Annotated in this window: 24 protein-coding genes; 23 read left to right on the top strand and 1 reads right to left on the bottom strand. The window is 42.0% G+C overall.

Translation table 11 applies throughout. From position 1 onward, the window contains the following. Nucleotides 1-22: 22 nt before the first annotated feature. The 6 genes from VIM91_RS04790 to topA all read left to right on the top strand — a co-directional run bounded on the left by VIM91_RS04790 (nt 23) and on the right by topA (nt 5,717). Nucleotides 23-718: an NYN domain-containing protein gene (locus VIM91_RS04790; protein ID WP_331863679.1), complete on the top strand. Its 696-nt coding sequence runs from the start codon at nt 23-25 to the stop codon at nt 716-718. 74 nt (nt 719-792) lie between these two features. Beyond that, complete coding sequence (locus VIM91_RS04785) at nt 793-1,563, top strand: PFL_4669 family integrating conjugative element protein (protein WP_331863678.1); 771 nt, start codon at nt 793-795, stop codon at nt 1,561-1,563. 10 nt (nt 1,564-1,573) lie between these two features. Next, a complete protein-coding gene (locus VIM91_RS04780) occupies nt 1,574-1,816 on the top strand; it encodes a hypothetical protein (protein ID WP_331863677.1) in 243 nt (80 codons plus the stop codon). Between the two features lie 561 nt (nt 1,817-2,377). Continuing rightward, the gene (locus VIM91_RS04775; RefSeq protein ID WP_331863676.1) at nt 2,378-2,860 is read left to right on the top strand and encodes a hypothetical protein; all 483 of its coding nucleotides are present in this window, start codon (nt 2,378-2,380) and stop codon (nt 2,858-2,860) included. A gap of 172 nt (nt 2,861-3,032) precedes the next feature. Further along, on the top strand, nt 3,033-3,521 hold the full coding sequence (locus VIM91_RS04770) for a hypothetical protein (RefSeq protein WP_331863675.1): 489 nt from the start codon (nt 3,033-3,035) through the stop codon (nt 3,519-3,521). 78 nt (nt 3,522-3,599) lie between these two features. Then, a complete protein-coding gene (topA, locus tag VIM91_RS04765) occupies nt 3,600-5,717 on the top strand; it encodes a type I DNA topoisomerase (protein WP_331863674.1) in 2,118 nt (705 codons plus the stop codon). Between the two features lie 111 nt (nt 5,718-5,828). Here the strand turns inward: topA and VIM91_RS04760 are convergent, their stop codons facing one another. Further along, a complete protein-coding gene (locus VIM91_RS04760) occupies nt 5,829-6,179 on the bottom strand; it encodes a hypothetical protein (RefSeq protein WP_331863673.1) in 351 nt (116 codons plus the stop codon). A 176-nt stretch (nt 6,180-6,355) separates the two neighbouring features. On the opposite strand from VIM91_RS04760, the gene VIM91_RS04755 reads away from it, so the two are divergent. The 17 genes from VIM91_RS04755 to VIM91_RS04675 all read left to right on the top strand — a co-directional run bounded on the left by VIM91_RS04755 (nt 6,356) and on the right by VIM91_RS04675 (nt 20,555). Beyond that, on the top strand, nt 6,356-6,700 hold the full coding sequence (locus VIM91_RS04755; RefSeq protein ID WP_331863672.1) for a type II toxin-antitoxin system RelE/ParE family toxin: 345 nt from the start codon (nt 6,356-6,358) through the stop codon (nt 6,698-6,700). Nucleotide 6,701: 1 nt separating this feature from the next. Further along, nucleotides 6,702-6,980, top strand: coding sequence for a helix-turn-helix transcriptional regulator (locus tag VIM91_RS04750; RefSeq protein ID WP_331863671.1), 279 nt, complete (start codon nt 6,702-6,704; stop codon nt 6,978-6,980). A 306-nt stretch (nt 6,981-7,286) separates the two neighbouring features. After that, on the top strand, nt 7,287-7,895 hold the full coding sequence (locus VIM91_RS04745; RefSeq protein ID WP_331863670.1) for a DUF3577 domain-containing protein: 609 nt from the start codon (nt 7,287-7,289) through the stop codon (nt 7,893-7,895). Between the two features lie 96 nt (nt 7,896-7,991). Further along, on the top strand, nt 7,992-8,309 hold the full coding sequence (locus tag VIM91_RS04740; RefSeq protein WP_331863669.1) for a hypothetical protein: 318 nt from the start codon (nt 7,992-7,994) through the stop codon (nt 8,307-8,309). A 956-nt stretch (nt 8,310-9,265) separates the two neighbouring features. Beyond that, on the top strand, nt 9,266-9,640 hold the full coding sequence (locus VIM91_RS04735; RefSeq protein ID WP_331863668.1) for a hypothetical protein: 375 nt from the start codon (nt 9,266-9,268) through the stop codon (nt 9,638-9,640). Continuing rightward, nucleotides 9,641-9,874 carry a hypothetical protein gene (locus VIM91_RS04730; protein WP_331863667.1) on the top strand — a complete coding sequence of 78 codons (234 nt, stop codon included), beginning with the start codon at nt 9,641-9,643 and terminating at the stop codon, nt 9,872-9,874. It abuts the gene before it with no gap. A 229-nt stretch (nt 9,875-10,103) separates the two neighbouring features. Continuing rightward, complete coding sequence (locus tag VIM91_RS04725; protein ID WP_331863666.1) at nt 10,104-10,388, top strand: hypothetical protein; 285 nt, start codon at nt 10,104-10,106, stop codon at nt 10,386-10,388. Between the two features lie 317 nt (nt 10,389-10,705). Then, nucleotides 10,706-11,011, top strand: coding sequence for a hypothetical protein (locus VIM91_RS04720; RefSeq protein ID WP_331863665.1), 306 nt, complete (start codon nt 10,706-10,708; stop codon nt 11,009-11,011). A gap of 252 nt (nt 11,012-11,263) precedes the next feature. Then, nucleotides 11,264-12,235: an ArdC family protein gene (locus VIM91_RS04715; protein ID WP_331863664.1), complete on the top strand. Its 972-nt coding sequence runs from the start codon at nt 11,264-11,266 to the stop codon at nt 12,233-12,235. A gap of 131 nt (nt 12,236-12,366) precedes the next feature. Further along, nucleotides 12,367-13,497, top strand: a complete 1,131-nt coding sequence (locus VIM91_RS04710; RefSeq protein ID WP_331863662.1) for an OmpA family protein — start codon at nt 12,367-12,369, stop codon at nt 13,495-13,497. Further along, entirely contained in the window at nt 13,494-13,940 is a 447-nt protein-coding gene (locus VIM91_RS04705) for a TcpQ domain-containing protein (RefSeq protein WP_331863661.1), read from the top strand. Before VIM91_RS04710 ends, VIM91_RS04705 begins: the two co-directional genes overlap by 4 nt. After that, complete coding sequence (locus VIM91_RS04700) at nt 13,940-15,469, top strand: hypothetical protein (RefSeq protein ID WP_331863660.1); 1,530 nt, start codon at nt 13,940-13,942, stop codon at nt 15,467-15,469. Before VIM91_RS04705 ends, VIM91_RS04700 begins: the two co-directional genes overlap by 1 nt. 5 nt (nt 15,470-15,474) lie before the next feature. Further along, entirely contained in the window at nt 15,475-16,758 is a 1,284-nt protein-coding gene (gene pilO2, locus VIM91_RS04695) for a type 4b pilus protein PilO2 (RefSeq protein ID WP_331863659.1), read from the top strand. Continuing rightward, nucleotides 16,745-17,281 carry a type IV pilus biogenesis protein PilP gene (gene pilP / locus VIM91_RS04690; RefSeq protein ID WP_331863658.1) on the top strand — a complete coding sequence of 179 codons (537 nt, stop codon included), beginning with the start codon at nt 16,745-16,747 and terminating at the stop codon, nt 17,279-17,281. The genes pilO2 and pilP overlap by 14 nt, the downstream gene beginning before the upstream one ends. A gap of 11 nt (nt 17,282-17,292) precedes the next feature. Beyond that, nucleotides 17,293-18,852 (top strand): GspE/PulE family protein, encoded by a 1,560-nt coding sequence (locus VIM91_RS04685; RefSeq protein ID WP_331863657.1) that lies wholly within the window; start codon nt 17,293-17,295, stop codon nt 18,850-18,852. Beyond that, entirely contained in the window at nt 18,845-19,930 is a 1,086-nt protein-coding gene (locus tag VIM91_RS04680; protein WP_331863656.1) for a type II secretion system F family protein, read from the top strand. The genes VIM91_RS04685 and VIM91_RS04680 overlap by 8 nt, the downstream gene beginning before the upstream one ends. A 22-nt stretch (nt 19,931-19,952) precedes the next feature. Then, entirely contained in the window at nt 19,953-20,555 is a 603-nt protein-coding gene (locus tag VIM91_RS04675) for a type II secretion system protein (protein WP_331863655.1), read from the top strand. Nucleotides 20,556-20,560 lie beyond the last annotated feature (5 nt).

Genomic DNA, 20,560 nt, shown 5'->3' with positions numbered 1-20,560 from the left:
TTTTGTTTAAAGGGGTAACTACATGGATAATAAGGTTGCGATACTGATCGACGGAGCTTTTTTAATAAAACGCTACTCTTCACTATATGGTGCGTTACCAACTCCAGAAGAAATGGCAAGAAAAATTGTAGCTGCAAGCCTCCAGGCTGTTAGACATGTAAATAAAACCAATGGTAAAGATATTAACCATAAATCGATTTATCGCATCATTTTCTATGATTGCATTCCACTTGCAAAGCGTATTCAAAATCCCGTTTCAAAGAAAGGCCTTAATCTCGAAAAAACTGAAGCTGCAATTTTCAGAAATGATCTTCATCAAGCACTACGCAAACAACGAAAAGTTGCCTTAAGGCTTGGTAGGCTGGATGGTGGAAAAGAGTGGGTCATAAAACCCGATGTCACAAAAAATCTTCTCAATAACAAAATTTCTATTGCTGATTTAACAGAATCCGATGTTCGATTGGAAGTTAAACAAAAAGGCGTTGATATGATGATTGGGACAGATATCGCAGCATTAGCACTTAAAGAACGAGTGGACCAAATCATTTTAGTTGCAGGTGATAGTGATTTTGTGCCGTCTGCGAAACTGGCCAGAAGAGAGGGTATAGATTTTGTCTTGGATCCAATGTGGAATCACATTAATCCAGATTTATATGAGCACATCGATGGCTTAACCTCTGGCTGGCAACGACCTCGAAAAACTCAAGAACAGAATTAGCATTTTTCTAATCCATACCCCGCCCTTTTTGAAATGACAGAATTAGCCATGAATAACTCTAAACGGAGAGAATCATGGCTAAAGAACCTCAACATACTCGCCCTGTTCGTAAAGCAGCGGCCAAAACCAACCCAACTCCAAAAAAACCTGCCGTTGAGCTAGAAGATCCTGGAACAATCGTTACGTCGAAAACGTTGACGATCCATACCAAAGAAGCCTTAAAGATTTTTAAGGGCCGTCGAGCTGATCCTGAAAATGGGGTTAAAGATATACCAGGCCTGGCCATTTACGGCACGATGCTGAGAAATATCTGGGGTGCGGCATTATCTGGCGATCTTTATGCGCATTGGTGGATTCAGAAATTAGAATCAAACCTTAAACAGTCTGAGGCAGACTTTCGCAAAGTACAAAAAGAACTTGATGCTTTGAAGGACAAAGTTGCAGACCGCATAGATTTATCAAAATCTGAGGCAACGGATCCAGTCAAGGTTGATGTCAGTTATGCAACACCTTACATGTACTTAATTGTTTATCGATTGATCGATGTCGACGATTTAATCGCAAACCTTATCACCTTGAGGCATATTGCAATTATTAACCCTTCTGAGTTCGAGCGGTTCCGAAAAAACATTGTTGGTTCTATGCAAGCCATATTGGTTGGGCTTAGAGGATTCAAACCAACCGGAGTGACGATTGAGGATGTGGAAGATAACAACGCAAGATATAAAGATGCAATATCAAAGCTTGGCGAGCTGCCAGACGACATTAAAGCCGGACAATTTGTCCCGGAGCATATGCCAAGAAAATCAGTAAAGATTTTCGGTTTCGGAAGTAAAAAGTCTTAAAGGAGTTTTTATGGCAGCTGATATGACCATTGACTATTTTGCAGATACTGAATTCGGTAAAGCGGCGTTGAAAAAAATGCAACCGGTGCCTCAGAACTTTCGGCTATGTATGGCTGAAAGTGTAGACGTTGGCGTCATGCGCGTTACTGGTGCTCAGTTCCGTGAGGCTCAACGTGGCCCACACAAAGGTAAGCTCAGCATGATCGTTCCAGGTACACAAAAGACCGTTTTTGTGGTGAAGGATGATGGTTGAGACAATTTACTTCTCCGGCGTGGCTTTGTTGCTGTTCTGCTATGTTGTTGCAAAGCTACTTCTGGCTCAACTAGTGAGAATATGGCTCAGATTTCCGGGCCGACACCATATTTAACATGCCGCAAATTTTCTACTACGTCCGTCCTGCCTCAGTTTTCTGGGGCTTTTTTGTTTCTGGGTATGCCTCAAATATATCTGGTGAACGCGATCGACCACCGTGGTGAACGAAAATTTTCACCGTGGTGGTCGGAGCTCCTATAAAGCCCTTAAGGGTAGGGGAAGGATCCCCTACCAAATGGATGACTTGTATTGGTCTGTTCACCAACCGCGCGGATGGATGGCGCGCAGTTGGTGAACGATTCGTAAAATGGGAATCTGGTGGTTTAATAAGTTCGTGAGAATGGTTCGCAACAACTGTCCACAGTGTGGACAGTTGTTGGAGTTGATTATTATTATCATTTATTGGGAGTTAATTCAAAAGTTGGTTTGGGATTTTTGCATTTAGGGTTGTGGTGAGTTTGTTTGGTTATGATTTAAACATGTTAATTATGGTGTCGTCTTATGGACAATATAGCTTTAAACCAATGGCGTGATAAATTAGGTCTCCCTTTCTCAGGTATTCGTGAAGCGAAGCTTCAGCTTTCAATGCTAGAAGCTAAATATGAACGTCTATCAAGTGAAGCTAGACAGCTGCTTGATTCTTACAATGATATGGTTCGTAATAAAACCTCACCTGTCTATCTGCATCGTGCATCATCAAATACCTCCAAGATTCTTAAGTGGCGTCTATCCGGTTCCAAACTTTTTAATTTCGGTGATAAAGCTCGGTCTTATGCCCTGTTAACACCTGAGGTTTTAGGTTTATTAAAAAGCGTCCTAGATGATGATCCCGCCTTGTTGCAGAAAATTGTCGAATTCGATTTTAAGCGTACTCATCTTAACTATGCCCTGTCATATACGTTTTCAGAAGCTAAACGTCTAGAAAGTTACATTGAAGAGTTTGAGGTGTGGCGAAAGCTTCCAAGCTTAGTTAATAATTTATGAGAATGATTCGCAACAACTGCACACGGGGTGTACAGTTGTTGGAGTTGATTATTATTATCAATAACGATTTTAAATAATGGTTTTTGATTTTTGTAATGGCGTTGTTGTTCGTTATTTTAAGTTTTAATGAGTATGAATCCTAAGTTCACATTCATTAAAAGGAAACAAAACCATGGCAAATCAAACGATGACAGTTACCGGCAATATCGGTTCAACACCAACCTTCAAAACAGGTGAATATAACTTGTGCGAAATCTTCCTCATCACTGAAGAATATAAAAACGGTGATAACGGACTGGAAGCACGTGAAGGTTCTCAAGCAACTTATCAAGTCACTGTATGGGCTCCTAGAGATCAGCCACAAGCTCTAGAGCAACTTAAGGTGTTAAAGAAAGGTATGCGTATTGAAGTTTCAGGTGCATTTAAAGCCGCACCTTACCAGAAAGACAATGGTGAAACCGATATTGGCCGAGCGATTAGTTGCTCTCCTTCTGATATCAAACTAAAGCTTAACCGTATTGAGTCAATTCAAATGAAGCCTTCTCAGCGTGATCAACAAGGTATGCCACCGGCTCAACCAGCACAGCAATACGCCAGCATGGAAGCACAGCTACCTGATCCAGGTCAGATGCCTGGGCAATTTGATCATCAAAACTATTAATAACATTTTCCTTAAGTAGGGATTATCCCCCGCCCTTGCGTCCTTTATGGGCGCTTTTTTGTATATAGGAGCGCAATCATGAACATGTTTATTGTTGAATCCCCCGGTAAGGTTAAAAAGATCCAAGGTTTTCTGGGGCCTAGTTATAAAGTTGAAGCTTCCGTTGGTCACATTCGTGATCTACCCACTAACGACATGGGTATCGAGTTCGACACCTGGAAAATAAAGTATCAATTAACCGATAAAGGCAAAGGCGTTTATAAGAAGCTTAAAGCTTTAGCTGAAAAATCAGAACGGATCTATTTAGCAACGGATTTGGATCGCGAAGGTGAAGCGATTGCTTGGCATTTAGCGGTAATGCTTAAAATATCTCCTGAGCGTATATACCGTGTTAAATACAACGCCATAACCAAAGAAGCGATTACTAAAGCACTTGCCGCACCAGAGCGTTTGAACACCAATCTTGTGCGTGCTCAAGAAGCCAGGCGTGCACTTGATCGTTTGGTTGGCTATACGGTATCCCCCTCTCTATCGCGTGCAGTACAAAAGCGTTTGTCTGCTGGACGAGTTCAATCAATAGCTGTTCGATTAATTACCGATCGTTTCAATCAAAACCAAGCATTTGTCTCAAAAGATTATTATGGCGCGACTTTAAAGTTTGATGGTTTTTCGGCCGACTGGAATACAAAGCCTTATCATCAACCCGGCGATAATTACAACTTTGATCGTGCTTTAGCCGTACAAGCATCTAATACTGATCAGGTCAAAGTAGTATCGGTTGAATCCAAAGATACAACCAAAAAACCACCGGCACCTTTTACGACATCGACAATGCAACAAGCCGCGGTTAAAAATTTAGGTATTGATACTGAAGCGGCCATGAAGTTTGCTCAAGAGCTCTATGAGGCTTCCGTTATCACTTATCATCGTACAGATAGCGTGGAGCTTGCGCCTGAAGCGATTGAACAAATTCGTGATTATGCTCAGTCTCAAGGCTTGCCTTTGCCGGATAAGCCCAACACGTTTTCTGCTAAAGCTAAAAATGCCCAGGAAGCGCATGAAGCTATTCGGCCAACTCATATTGAAGATGACCAAGCATCTGGTGTTTCCGACGGTGCTGCTAGTTTATATAAGCTTATTCATCAACAAGCCTTAATGAGCCAACTAAAGCCAGCAAAACTTAAAAAGACCACCGTCACACTTCAATCACTGGATGAGCAATTTGAATATATTGCTAAAGGCTTAATCGTATTGGACAAAGGTTTTATGGTTCTAGCCGGTTCTGGTGACGACTCTCTGTTGCCAGAGCTGGAGGAGTCAAAGATACTTAATGTGCTTGAAGGCTTGGTTAAAGATCAAAAAACTAAAGCGCCTGGCTTGTTTGACGAAGTATCGCTGCTGAAAGAACTTGAGCGACTTGGTATTGGACGCCCATCTACTTGGGCGGCGATTATCAAGAGTATAAAAATGCGTGGATATGTAGCCATTGAGAAGAAAAAGTTTGTACCTACCGAAACGGGTCAGATTTTGCGTAAAGCGCTTGATGGTTTTGGATTTATGGAGTACTCCTTTACCGCGGATATTGAAGAGCAAATGGATGCAATATCTAACGGTCAGGATAATTATCAAGCCGTGGTAGGTCGTGTGTTCAATACAGTATTAAACGATTTGAGAAATCATTTCGGTTACAGTGGTGATGGCTCTGATTTTTTCTTACCATCGGAAGCGCGCGATTATAAGCCAAGTGAAAAACAACTTGACTATGCTAATAAAATTGCTGATTCACTCGGTTTGGATATCAGTTCCGTAAACTTGGAAAGTGGGCGTGAAGTTTCCGCTTTTATGGAAAAGCACGCTAAGGCCTACAAACTTAACTTTAAGCCCACTGAAAAACAAATCCTGTTCGCAGAAGGTATAGCTGAGAAAGTTGGTATAGACCTGCCGGACGACATAAAAAACAGTGCGGTTAAACTATCTGCTTGGATCGAAAAGAACAAACAGGCGGCTATGAATGCTTCTATGGCCTCAAAGCCGCCAACGGATAAACAAATAGCATTGGCCGAGAAGCTGGCTACAGATTCCGGCAATGCTTTGCCGGAAGGTTATGCGACAAATATGTTGGTTTGTAGCCAGTTTATAGACCAGGTCATGGGTAGTAAGCCTAGAAAGAAAAAGCGTGTTGCGAAAAAGACATAAGCTGATCACCAGGCCTGGTGATTGTCGCAAATATTTGGGGTTGGGGTGGCGGGTGGATCAGTTTTATTCCCGCCCCTCTGGGGCAGGAGTGCCGCGTTAGCGGCCAGGTATTTAGAGCTGGGTCAGGGCGTGGTCACGCCGGATCTGGTTGGCCGTCTTATTTATTAGCCAGCGCCTATGGGCTGCCGTTATCACTTCTGCGTCATATTCATTAATCATGCGTTCAAGATTTTGTAACTGGATCATCAGTGTATCCAGTTCGTTTACTCGCTGCGTCAACTGTTCGATTTCCCTTTGCATCTGCCCCAAATTTTTATGACTGGTTCGGCAAGGCCTCCCCTCTTGTAACCGGCAAGACTGTTTGGATCTGAGTTTTATCAATTCCTCAATTTCCAGTTGTTGGTTAAAGGCCTTGTCCAACTCAAAATGAATAAGCTGTAGCATTGTTTTTTGGTTTTGCATTTTGTCTTCCCCTATAGGTAAACGATTAAAGTTATGATCCAATTTCTTGGTTCTGTACCTAAAGGGGAAGACAAAATTTAGGGGGCTATTTACCTGAAGTGGACACTAAAACATTTATGTTTGTTTTTAAGTTCATTTCCATTGTCTTTTCGTACCATTATTGATACACTTTATTTATGAATTTACCCTTATTAACTGTTAAGTTTTATGCATCTGAGAATGGTAATGAGCCTGTTAGAGATTGGTTGCGCTCTTTGAGTTTTGATGAAAAGAAAACAATTGGTGAGGATATCAAGACAGTTCAATTTGGCTGGCCGCTTGGCATGCCTTTAGTTAGGAAGCTAGAAAAAGATTTGTGGGAAGTCCGAGTTCATCTGAAAAATAAAATCGCACGAATCTTATTTACAGTTCGTGATTCGGACATGGTTTTACTACATGGTTTTATAAAAAAGTCGCAATCGACACCTAAGGAAGATTTAACTCTTGCAAAAAATCGATTGAAGCAAGTGGGAGGTACATGATATGAGTCAGTATATTGGAAGTGATTTTGATGATTTCTTAGAGGATGAAGGTATCCTAGAGGAAGCGACATCTGTCGCTATAAAACGAGTCGTTTCTTGGCAAATTGCTCAAGAAATGAAAGCTCAAAAGCTCACTAAAACAGCTTTGGCGAAAAAAATGCACACGAGTCGCGCAGCATTGAATCGGTTGCTCGATGAGCAAGATACGAGCCTTACTCTTACAACGCTTAGTGGTGCAGCTAATGCCTTGGGTAAAACATTACGTATAGAGCTCGCTTAATATAAACGTTTGACATTGGTTAGTAGAAAAAACCACCCCGCTTTAGCGGGGTTTTTATTTTTATTAAAAAATATTTGACAACACGTTTTATATTCATTATAAATGGAGGTGAAAACTTTTTAGCATTTTGCTAAAACCTTTTCTGACTTCGGTCAGAACCCTTAGAGGCCTTCGGTTCCAACCGCCTCAACAGACTTTGTTCTGGGAGCCACGATTCAAATCTTTTCTACCCAATGGGGATATCACCTTCCCCGTTGGGGCTTGGTATATCCCCTTTTTTATTTTTAATATCTTAGGAGATATATCATGACTGCTACTACTAATCAAAACCAATACTTCGATTTGCACACTTCTGGCATCGGTTACATCAATCGTTTCCGTAAAGTCCCTACTCGTAAAGGCTCTTTTTGTTCAGTAACAATTGGGTTTTTAAGAGGTTCAGCTGATGAAGTCGAATATACCTATATAGACACAATAATCAGAAATAAAGAAGTATGCGAAATCTTGAAACAACATCAAGATGCAATCAACAACAAGGACTCAAAAGTGCTTGGTGTTTTGACTGTATCAGACATTTATGCTGAAACTTATGAGTCATCTGATGGCACTAAAGCCAGCATTAAAGGTCGCTTGATCGGTATGCGTCAATTGAAGGTCAACGGTGAAGTTGTTTATTCTAAGTCTGATGATTCAGATTCTGAAGAACAACCAACTGAAGAGCAAAATGATGCGCCAGTTATTCAAAATGAAGTTGCTGAATCAGCAGAAGCTCCAGTCGAACATGAAGCGCTTGCGCCAGAAGTTCAATTGGATCCAAAAGCTCCAGATTTTGCGGCTCAACGTGATCACTTGAAAGAGTTAGGTTACGTTTGGGATCGCGATCTTAAGCTTTGGGTGCTGCGTCAGGCAGCTTAAGCCACAAAAAAGGAACTTCGGTTCCTTTTTTTATATCTAACGTTAATTTATTAATTTCACCCATCTGGGATGCAAATCCCTAGGCTGGAGAGGTAAATGAAGATGATCAATTCAATTGTACATCAAGGGCAGTTTGGAGTAAGCGTCCTGATCAGAAAGAACCTGATGGTCAACATTTTTAATCTGTCAGGCATGAAAACTGAAACAGTATCGATTTTTACCGATAACTTCAAAGTTGAAGGCCCAAAGCATCTTGTTAAGATTTTTGAGCATGATGAGTGCGAGCCAACCGAATACTGGATCGCGCACGAACATCGACCTAATCAATGGGATTGGGAGGTCAAAATCACTAAAAAGGCTGCTATGGAACTTAAGCAATATCTGAAATTCGTTCCAGGTATGCTAAATATGTAATGTTGGAGAGAGCTAGTAGTGGAGCTCAAAAGGCTGGCATAGGCCAGAAAAGGAAACGGCACCTTTCGATGCCGTTATTCAGGAGATACTATGAGAGCGACCACTACTTCGATTCTCATAATCCTTGTGTTCTTATTATACTCATCACCTGCCTTTTAACAAGGTTATAAAGGTGGTGCAATAAGCCACAAGTGGCGGCCTTCGGGTCGCCCTCCTTTTCAATTTTTATATGCAGATGGTTTTGGTGTGTATTTTGTGTAAAATACAAGTCAAAGCTATTTAGGTTTAACCCAGTGGTCACTGCTGCACAGTGACGCCCTTGCTGACTTAGGTCAGCACCCTTAGCAGGCCTTCGGCTTCAATCGCCTGCAACAGATTTCGGTCTGGAAGTCATGCTCGCCCTGCTTTTTATATAATAAAAAGAAGGCTCTGGAACTCCTTGGGGTTTCTACGGTGTTTGGTAAGCACCCTGCTCGGCCACTCTTGTGGCCTCCTAATCTAATTACAAAGCGCTAGCCGGTGTAGATCGGGGTCTTGGCCAAGTTGATTTTTGTGAGTCAGTTTGGCCAAGGCTCCGGCCTCATCTACCCCGGTTTGCACACAACCGGTTGTTTGTGTGTCCCTTAGTGCTTTGTGCGCCATGACATTAAGAATCGGTAAATTAGATGTGATTAGCTTGATGGATAATAATCACGGCCTCTATCAAAATATTTTCCTTCGCGGCCTTAATAAACTTGGGGTCGCGCGGAAAGATATTTTGTTTTGTATGAGTCTATGACTCGTCCATTGCTGACTTAGGTCAGCACCCTTAAGCAGATCCTTCGACTCCAGTCGATCTGCGCCTGAGTTTACTCAGTGGAGTCACGATTCTTTTCTTAACCCATACGGGGATACATCTTCCCCGTATGGGGCTTGGTGTATCCCCTTTTTTATTTTTATAAATCAGGAGGTACATCATGTCTAATCTTGCTTTATTGCTTCGAAAACAGAAACGGTTATTGACCATTGCTTCAAAAACAGATTCCGAGAATCCACGTTTTGTGAGTCGGCTCAATAATTGTTGTTGGATCGACCAAGAAGTAAATTCTTATCAATCCATGATGTCAATGGATGCTAAAAAAGCGGCCCTTGACCTTGTTTTCTCATCTTATCCGGAAAACGGAAACCCTTATCAAGACTTTATGTCTGCATCCAGTGATGGATGGCAAGTTGAGGGTTTTAGACCACATTCGATGTTTCAGGACTTCGATGTGGATACTCAAAAGTTGGTCTTAGAGCGTGCTTTCACTTCAATTGAACGTTTCGCACTAATTCAGCTTGGAGGGCACTAAATGTCCTCCATCAAAATTCAAATAGAGTCTACTGCTCGCGCGGAAAAAATTGCGGGTACCAAAGTGTCGATTGATCACAATTTGCCATACGTGGCGGTTGATTACCTAAATGGTAATGAATTTGTGGTTGATGGGCATGAGGCACGTGCTTTTCTTGAAGAGATGGTGTCCCGGGCTGATGCATTTAATGTTCAGCTTGAAGATATGATTCTTCATGTAGCGCACGCATGGTAATTTCACTTCACCCTAACCGGGATGCAATCCCGGTAGGGATAACGCATCCCAAAGGATTGCGTTATGGAAATGGTTCTAACTATGGGCTTTGTAGCCTGTTTCGTCAGTCTAATTACGGTTCTCTCTAAGCTTTTTGAGCTTATGGGATGGCTAGATTAATTATCAACCCACCGGGGAATAATTTCCCTGGTGGGAGAAGTGTTCTCCGGTTTATATATTTGGAGGATGCATGTTTTTAGTCATTAAGTTAATTCTATATTTTTGGATCACATCCATAATATGGTTTTTGCTAAGCGATGAGTTAAATCACCTGTTTCAGAAATTCAAAAACCTTGATGCTGAAACCGCCAAGTCAATAAACCTTGGAGCTGGTTTTGTATTATTTGGTTCAGGTTTTTTTGGGTTGTTATCAGGCCTGAATTTTGACTCTTCCGAATTAGAAATTTTCATTCGGATAATCCTCGCTTTTAGCTTTGCTATAATTGCGGCTAAGTTCATCAAAAAAGGAGTTTGATTATGTTTGGATTCTTAATTCAAGTCCTTGCTATTGTTTTGCTTGCTGGCGGATTAGTCTATGTTGTCCATAAGATGAACAAAGATTTTGAAGCACGTAGTAAATAGTGAGTGTAAGCATGTTATACATCACCACAGGAATTGCTCTTCTTGTCGCTTTTGGATTATTTGGCTTGGCTATGTTATTTACAAAGGCATCCAAACAAAAGCGCATTGAAGAACAGCATATCCTGTAGCTAAAATCATATTATCAACCCACCGGGGAATTACTTTCCCTGGTGGGAGAAGTGTTCTCCGGTTTTTTATTTGGAGAACACTATGCAAGTTTTAATTCAACATTTTGCAGCATCAGCTGTTGTCAGAAAGCCAATTGAGGATGATCGAGGTATTCATCTGCATTGGCGATTGCTGGGATATAGCTTTAAAGCTAAGTTTTATGCCAGTGAACCGCTTATGCGTGTAGGGCTTTACCTCAATGAAGTCGAGATCGACGACATTGAGGTGCCTTATTCACCTCAAGCTAATATTAGTCGGTTGCACCAAGATTTGAAGCTCGCAAGGGTTTCCGAGGTCTTGGTTCACCAGGCATCATCATCTGGCAAAATTGGTGTTGCAATTGCATAATCAAAAAAGGCCCCATTAGGGGCTTACCATTTATGGGTTTTACTATTAAAATCCATAAATGGTAAGTGTGACAATTGTCACGCCCTTGCTAAGTTCGCTTAGCACCCTTAGCCGGTCTTCGACTGCACAAACCGGCCTCCGAGTTTGCTCGGCGCAGTCACGATTCTTTTCTTAACCCATACGGGGATACATCCTCCCCTGATGGGGCTTGGTGTATCCCCTTTTTTGTTTCAATAAATCAGGAGATACACCATGAATAATCAATCAATTTTTGAAAGAGTAACCAACGATATCGTTGAACATTTGTTGCGCGGTGTGACAGCCAAATGGAAGTGTCCGTGGGACAGAATGACTTCTGTGGCCATTAATGCCAAAACAGGTAAACGACTTGTTGGGATATCTCAAATCCTATGTTCGATGAGCATGATTCAAAATGAGTATCAGGCCAATAAGTGGTTGACCTTTAAACAGGCCAAGAACTTAGGCGGAGAAATCATTAAAGGCTCAAAGTCGACTTTGGTTTTCTGGCTTCGTCCATTTGTCAAAGTAGAAATCGATGGTAAAGAAAAGCTTATTTCACCGGAAGGTGAGGAGTTGCACAATGCCATCGAGGAAGGCAACGTCATTTGGTCTTATCAGTATGCGCCCTATTTTAATGTAGAGCAGATTGATGGACTAGATGATGAGTTTTATGAGCCAGTTCAACAGGCCAGTCAGCATGGATTAGGCGATGGATTTACCCCAATTGCAGAAGCTGAAGCGTTCATTGATTTGTTACAAACATCTAATGATCCGCTAAAGCTGACACATCAAGGAAATCAAGCTTACTATGCACCGGCTACTGATGATGTGGTCATGCCGGATAAGGCTAAGTTTCATGATGAGTTGTCATATTATGGCACCCTCTTTCATGAAGTTGGCCACTGGACAGGTTGCCAGGCCCGGTTAAATCGTAAAGGTATTGTCGACAAAACCATTCGTTTTGGTGACTCGGCATACGCATACGAGGAACTGGTTGCCGAGTTAACCGCCAGCTTTAAGGCTGCCGAAATGGGGTTGGAGCGTGAAATTCGCGAGGATCATGTGCAATATATTGCATCATGGATCCAAGCTTTACGTGACGACCATAAGTTGATTTTCAAAGCTTCGCAGGAAGCCATGAAAGCCGTTCGACTTATGAACCAATTGGCTGACCATCAAATTAAACTGTTCGAATCAGTTTAAAACTCAAATAACCCGCTTCGGCGGGTTTTTTATTGCCTAAATTACAAAAAACAGTTTTTGATTTTTCTAATTAGGGTCTGATTGCTTGCCTTTTGGGATACTGGGTATAAAGAAAAGAACAGGCCTTTTTTATGCGCAACACGATTATAACAACAGCATGTTTAGCATTGCTTTATTCCGGTACCGCGATATCTGATTCGAAAATTGGTCGTTATACCACTTCCGATTCAGGCGCGACGTTTGTACAACAAAACCTTTTGGCAACCGAAGTCAAAATAGATTTCCCATCACAGGTTGAAACAATCAAACAAGCGATGGATCTTTTGCTGGCACGTAGTGGATATCGCCTGTCAGAAATTGATCTGGATCCACATATTAATTATTTGTTTGACCAGCCTTTGCCTGACGTTCACCGACACGTCGGGCCAATGACTTTAAGAGAGGCTTTACAGACTTTAGCTGGACAAGTATGGGTTCTGGATATCAACCCTTTGGCCAGAACCGTTAGCTTCCATTTAAGTGATGAGCAATATCGGAAACTAGCTCACGGTGGCGTTAAGAATAAACCGGTATTGTTTTTCGAAGCTAATAACGCCTCTTGGGGTTGTGATAAGCCCCACCCTATACACCATAAGCTACCTATTTATTTTGCACCAAATAGTTTCCGGTTGGACTACCGCGACCATCAAAAAATTGATCTCTTGATTAAAAAAGCCAAAGCCGAAGACTTGGGAATCGTAATCAAAAGCTATACCGATCCATCCGGCCCCACTGAAATGCACGTCACCATGTCTAAAGCCCGTGGTGATGCCATTGTTGCCTATTTAAAAGAGCAAGGCGCTGGTTCTAAAGTTGTTGCAAATGAAGCGCTGGGCGCAACCCATCCTGATTTGGATCAACCCTATTCACTCCAGCGAGTAAGTGAAATTTCACTTGTATCTAACGAATGTACCGTTCATGTCCCTCTTTGGGCTGTTGAAGCAGACTCAACCCTTGAAGAAACTATTTTCAAATGGGTATCTCAAAGCGAATCTTATAAGAACTTGGTTTATGAAGTGCGCAACCAGGCTGGGTTTAAGGTGAACGTTATTTTGAATTCAGAACTGGTATTTGAAGGCTCGATTCAAGATGCCATGCGTGAACTGATTCGCAACCTACGCACCCGCCCTGAAATCACATCTATGAAAGCGACCTTCTATCAGGGCGATAAGACTATTTTATTGGAAGGTGTGGTTAATACAGAATTTGGAGGAAAGAAATGATTAGACAAGCCTCATTTGCTATTTTGGCAACACTGTTTTTTTCTGGGTGCGCCACTACACAGCCGGAAAAAGAGTCTCCAAAACCTAACAACAGTGAAGTTGTCGTTACTGATAAAGTCTATTTACAACCTACTTTTACCGTCGATAACGGCCAGGCATCCGATGGCGTTAAATCACGCAAGCGTCATTGGACGGTTAAGCCAAAAACAAATCTTCGATTGACCGTAAACGAATGGGCTGATAAGGCCGGTTATGTAGTTTATTTCGAGACCGATCGTCAGGTGTTGTTTGAAAATACACTTGATGTTTCTGTTCCAGCAGAAAACTTTGTCGCTGCACTCGATGTCCTGTTCCGTTCAATCAGCCTGCCCTCTCGTGGCATTCATTACGCGGTGTATGAAGACTCACGCACCGTTCGTATCTTCTCTAAAGGTGGTGCCTAATGAATAAGTTCCAGTTTGTATTGATCACGCTTGCTTCGTTATTTGTCCTAGCCGGTTGCAGTGGTTTAGGTGAGCGCGTGGATTCAGGGTTTGATGAGCGTCAAGAACAAATCGACAAAATGAAATCCATGCGGAAAGACTCGAAACTTCCGAGCATCTGGATTCCGCACAAGATTGTTGAACCGGTTACTCAGGACAAATCTGAAAAAGAATTAAAGCTTGAGTCGGAGCAATATACGCTCCGTGGCTTTTACGATGAAATTAACAATCTCTCTTCTAAAATTGCCGAAATCACTAATATTCCAGTTGTGGTTGAACAAGGGATTACCAATCAGGCCGAATTGGCCGGGGTCGCTGCGACAACAACTACCGCATCGGGTGTTGCTGGCACCACAACCAACAATCCAATAAAAATGGAATTCTCATATTCGGGCGATTTGAAGGGCCTGCTAAATCTTGCTTCATCAAGATTTAATGTGTATTGGGAGTGGGTCAATAATGGGGAAAAAATTCGTTTCTTTAAAGCCAAAACACAGGTCTATCGTCTTAATGCATCCGCTGGATCTAAAAGTTATCGTTCAATAATCGGAAAAAGCAGTGAGGCATCCGAAAACAGCTCTTCACAATTTGAATCTGGAGTGAGTTTTTCTGAATTAAACCTGTGGGAGTCTGTAAAAGAAAGTGTTGAGACGATGCTTAGTGCAAACGGCAAAGTAGTGGCCTCTCCTGCAACAAGTCTATTTGTTGTGACAGACACACCGGTCATTCTGCGACAAGTGCAAGAATACTTTGACAGGGTGAACGAAACCGCACTGAAGCAAGTGTCAATCAAGTTCACAATCTTATCTGTTGATCAATCTGAGTCTGAGAATTATGGCATCAACTGGGATTTGGTCTATTCATCTATAACCGAGGGAGTTGCAGGATCACTAGCATCGAATGTTGCCAGTGGAACCGGTACTTCACAGTTTGGGCTGAACATTATTGATGGTGGTAACTTTAACGGTTCTGAATTGCTAATTTCAGCGTTGCGTCAACAAGCCAAAATTAGCGATGTCAAATACTACGACGCTATTACAATTAATAGACAAGCTGCACCCTTCTCAATAACAACATCCGAACGGGTTCTTGGTCAATCTTCTGTTGCGCTGGATGGCGGTCAAAGTGTCTCAACTCAAGAGCTGGAAGACTTCGTTGTTGGGCTTAATTTAAGTGTCATACCGAACATTATTAACGGCGAAGAAATGCTTTTGCAAATTGCTCTAGATATGTCACGTGAACTTGACTCCAAAACTGTCCAAAGTGGAAACACCACATATGTCCTACCGAAAAAAGAGTCACGTTCAACCAACCGTGAAGTCAAAATCAAATCCGGTAACACCTTAGTCATAACTGGCTTTGAACAAGCCAATCTGTCTTCAAAAAAGAGTGGGGTTGCCAAATGGCTTGGCTTCTTAGGTAATTCCATACAAAACGAAGATGGTCGCAATACAGTTGTGGTTTTAGTCGAACCCGTGATTATGGATTAAGCGATATGATTCTGGAACAAAGTAAAACCGTAGAACTTGGTAAGCACCGACTTGTTGCTGGTTTGTACTGGCAGCCTTTTTATAACAAAAAGGATGTCAAAACACTCGCTAAAGAGGTTAAGGCCCAATTTCTTATCCAAATAAATAGTCAGGCCGCACACCGCCCTGGAGCTGTGGGTTTTCCTACTCGTGAAGTTAGCAGCGAACTTAAGCGTAAAACCCACTATTCTTTCGCATCGATGTTTTTGGACTACGTCTTAAAATTTGAGCATCAAGGGCAATCTATCAATTTAGATGATTTTGATATTGTCGGGGTTTTTGAACTTGCTGATGAGTTATACCAACTAATCATCATCAGTGAAGGCTTAATTATTAAAGATGCAATAGGTGATTTTGACTTCATTCATCGTGAGTATGAGTCCACTTTATCGTTCTTGCAAAAGAAAACCATTAAGTTTGTTTCTACTCAAAACTCATCGGATTGGTCTTCTGATGCTTTCAATATTGAGCCGCAAGCAATCATTGATGGTGTAAAGCTAAAGAATCACCGGCTCAGCCCATTAAATGTCAGCACAAATCAACTCTTAGTGATTGGTCTAATGTTGGCGGTTGGCTATGCAGGTTACGCTTATTATGAAAGCTACCAGCAAGCTGAGCGTGAAAAACTTGTCGCGATGGCTAAAGCAAAAAAAGCCAAGCAAGAAGCACAAGCACAAGTCTCAATCGATATGCCCTGGCATAAAAGTCCTCGGGCTGAATTAGTGTGGCGTGCATGTAACCAAACCTTAGAGAAAGTCGAACTTTATCCCGCTGGTTGGCACTACTCTGCCCTCGGTTGTAACGACGCAGGTATCACGGTGACATGGGAACGTTCTACAGGCCTGGTGTCTAGCTTGCTCAATGAACACCCTAATGCGATCGTTGAAGTTGATGGTAATAAAGCCGTCGATAACCTTGTGCATTCTGCCCTTCTTGAGCCTAGATCAATACCTGCGACAGCAGATCGGTTACTTAATAAGAGATCAGCAATAAATCATCTTAACGAAATAGCGCAGCAGTATGGATTGGCTTTAAAAATCAATTCAGATAAGGGTTCTGGTCTTCCTGGTCAGAACAAAAAAAACAATAGCGCAGTGATTGGTAAGGTTGCATTCGAGATTGAAACAAAGTTGCTGCCGGTAAATAACTTATTACCGAAAATCCCGCAACCAGGCCTGGTTGTTGAGCATTTTGCATCAACAGATAACGATAAATGGTTAATTAAAGGAGTGTTATATGTCGCTCAATAAAGTTTTATTGGTTTTGATGACCACTATGGTAAGTGTCAGTTGGGCGGGGCAAGAACCCTATATTCCAAAAAATATTGATGATCAGTTCGTAAAAAATATTCAAGAACAAAAACGTGTAGCTGAGGCGTTGTTTGAATTGGAACAGATACAGAAAAAACGCAGTGATTTGATCAAACAAAACTCGGAAACCTCATCTGATATCTCAACAAACAATCAAGTTCGACAACCATCGGTACCATCGCTCAATTGGCCAGTTAATGCCGCCAAACCAGAAATTGAACCGATCGTACTCTCAATCGAGGGTAAAGCCGGTAATTTGAGAGCCATGTTATTAGTTGGACGCGGTGCGACGCAACGTGTTAAATCCGGTAATACGGCAAATGGCTGGAAGGTCATTAAAGTTGAGCATGATGGCGTATTGGCATCGAAGGACGGTAAGGCGAAATTCCTGGCTTTTGGCGACTCAAACTATGTCCCTCAAGAAAGCAACAGTCAGTCTGCTAATCAGCCTTTTGACTACTAGGAGATAGCTTTATGGTTAATGGTTCACTTTTGACGGCTGAAAATGGGTTAATTTCTATTGACCCGGAATTAAGAAAACAAATTTGCTTAGTTGGCGATGATCAAAAGGCGATTCTGTACGTCTCGAAAGGGATTACAGCTGCTAAATTAATGACTTTTCAGTCGCGTATCCAAAAGCAAGGCATTCAAGCAAAGGTCGAAAAGGTTGATCCGGAAGAAATCACCAAGCTATACAAAAAACTCAATGGCGGTCAAGAAAAAACGCAAACACAATTATCAGTCAAAGAGCTTTTTGAGCTCGCGGCGAAAAAGCGCAGCTCCGATGTACACCTTTGGGCTACCGTAAATCGCGGCACAATCGTTCAGTTCAGAGTTGATCGAAAACTCAGAGTTCAGCCGGAATTAACTCAAACTTTTGAAGAAGGAATGTCATTAATCCATTCCATTACAAATTCAATGGCCAGTGGTGCCAATAAAGAGATTTTCCAACAAACCGGGTTTTATAACGCTCGAATTAATGACCCTGCACACTTGCCGGATTCCATTGCGATGATCCGGGTCAATATCACCCCGACCGATGATGGTGACATTGGAAGTAAAGCCGTATTTAGACTGCAAAAGAAAGTTTCATCAATTGGAACCTGGGAGTCGAGTGGTTTTGATGAAAACCAAATTTACGCTCTTAAGTATCTGCAAAAGTTGCCAACGGGGATCACCATTTTCACCGGTCCAACTGGATCCGGGAAGACGACATCTATTGCTGTGGATCTAGATAGTCGGCTGCGTGAGTCAGACTACACAAAAATGTGTTATACGCTTGAAGACCCACCAGAAATTATGGTTGAAGGCGTTGTGCCCATTAAAGTACCACCGGCCGATAATGAAGCTGATCGCAAAAAGAACTTTAATATGGCCATAGCGAACATGCTTCGCCAAGACCCAGACATTGTAATGCTAGGCGAAATACGTGATGCGGCGACGGCGAATGTCGCTTTTGAAGCTGCGATGACTGGGCATTATGTTCTGGCGACACTGCACACCAATAATGCTTTATCCTCAATTTATCGTTTGAGAGAACTCGGTGTTCCACGGTACCTGCTGCATGACCCTAAAATCCTCAATGGCATTGTGAGTCAACGTCTCGTGCCTAAACTTTGCCCTCACTGCAAAAAGAAACTGATGGAAAACCGAGACGCGGTTAAGCCATCCGAGTTCAAGCGCTATGAGAGAGCTACAAATGAATTAGACAATGTCTACATCAAAGGTGATGGATGCGATCAATGCAACCATACCGGCCACCTTGGACTTACAGCTATTGCTGAAGTTTTAATCACTGACAATGTCCTAATGAAACACATCTCCAATGATGATTTAAGTGGTGCAATGGAATATTTACGAAACTCCGAAAAAGCTTATATGAGCTTGATTGGATCGGCGATATCAAAAATGAATCAAGGCATAGTTGATCCTCGTGATGCCGAAGCTGAAGTTGGCCCTCTCACGCTTGATATCATCGAGCAAGACGGCCACATCCATATGCGCGAAATGAAAGAGGTGGTTAAGGATGATTAATTTTAGTCTGCCTGATAAAAAAACCATTGCTCAGTGGCGCTTTAGGAAGAACACCAAGGCAAGAAAAAAGCTATACGGCAAAATGGCAAGAATGCTCGAAAACAGTGTACCTATAAAAAACGCCTTAACCGATTTAAAGAAACGTCGGTTGAGTCAGTTCTCTGAAAACGACGCCCAGGCTCAAGCATTCTCGGACTGGACACAGCGAATGGGCAGTGGTGAAAATTTTGCCAAGGCTCTAACGGGTTGGGTTCCGAGTGATGAACAGAGCATTATTTCCGGTGGAGAGGCTTCCGGGCGGGTCGCAGGAACGCTCATTAATCTTATTGGGGTATTAGAAGCTAAGACCAAAATTAAATCCACGATTGTTAAAGCACTCACATATCCTTCAGTCATATTTATTGGGTTGTGTGTGATTTTGGCGGTTTTCGGTGGCTTCTCAATCCCCATGTTTCTTGATGCTGCACCAAATATTCAGTTATACGGAGTCGGTGCGTTTGTAGCTTCATTAACAGGTTTTTTCTACGAAAACCTGTTCTTAATTTTTGGGTTTTTATTGGTCGTCGCTCTTGTATTTCAACTCAGTCTCAATAGATGGGTTGATGGCTTAAGAGTCAAAGTTGACCGTTTTGGCCCCTGGGCGATATTCAGCATGCTTCATGGGGTTAGCTGGTTAATTTCATTTTCATCTTTAATCCAAGCTGGTGTGCCTGTTAAGGATGCACTGAAACAAACATCGCTCTATGCCAATCCATGGCTCAAGGCTCGGATTAATGCAATTACACAAAGAATTGGTGACTTTAATCTCGGCGAGGCGATGTCTAGAACCGGGTATGACTTTCCAGACAAAGAAGTTATCAATGACTTAGCCACTTATTCCCAATACAGTGGCTTTGATGAGGCTCTCAAGTCTATTGCGGATGAATGGTTAGTTGAAAGCCTTGAATCAATCGAGGCTACTGTAAAAATCCTAAATTACATCGGACTAATTTTAGGTGCCGCAGTAATTATTCTTTTAGGTTTAGGTATGGCTTCAATTGGTTCGCAAATCGAAGCTCATATTACACAAGGCTTTTAATTTTTTTTATAAGGAGACTGTTATGAAACCACTATGTCAAAACAAAAACACTGAACAAGCTGTAAAAGGCAAAGATACTGAATTAAACAAAAAACTCGAAAAACAAAAAGGTTTTACCATCGTTGAATTGATGATTGCTGTCGTGATTGTTGGTGTGTTAGTGGCTGGAGTGATGAAAGGTGTACCAGCACTGCAAAACGCCATTAAAACAAATGGTTTGAAAAATGCAATTATGGACGTAAGCAACGCCATTACTGGGCTAGGGGCAGGTGGAGGTAACTATGGGACTTCATCCCTCGATGAATATATTATCCGTGTTGAAAAAGTGCCATCATCAATCACAGTTACCGGTACAAGCCCAAACCGTGAATTAAATCATGCGCTTGGCGGTACATTAGAGACCATGGGCCGTGGAAATAATTATGTAATTACTTTAAACAATATTCCTGGAAACATCTGTATCGAATTGTTTAACGGAGCATCTAGTAATCGTATCAATGTCTCATCTTCCGATCCATCATCTGTACCAGTAGACTCCGGCGGATTGACTCCTCCATACGAAACGAGCGATATACTGGCTGCCTGTGCTGAAGACACACCAAACCGCATGCACTTCATTTACTAATACGG

This window comes from Thiomicrospira sp. (assembly GCF_036568485.1).
Lineage (GTDB): Bacteria > Pseudomonadota > Gammaproteobacteria > Thiomicrospirales > Thiomicrospiraceae > Thiomicrospira.
Note: the sequence above shows the minus strand (reverse complement) of the source record. Positions and strands in the feature narration are given on the sequence as shown.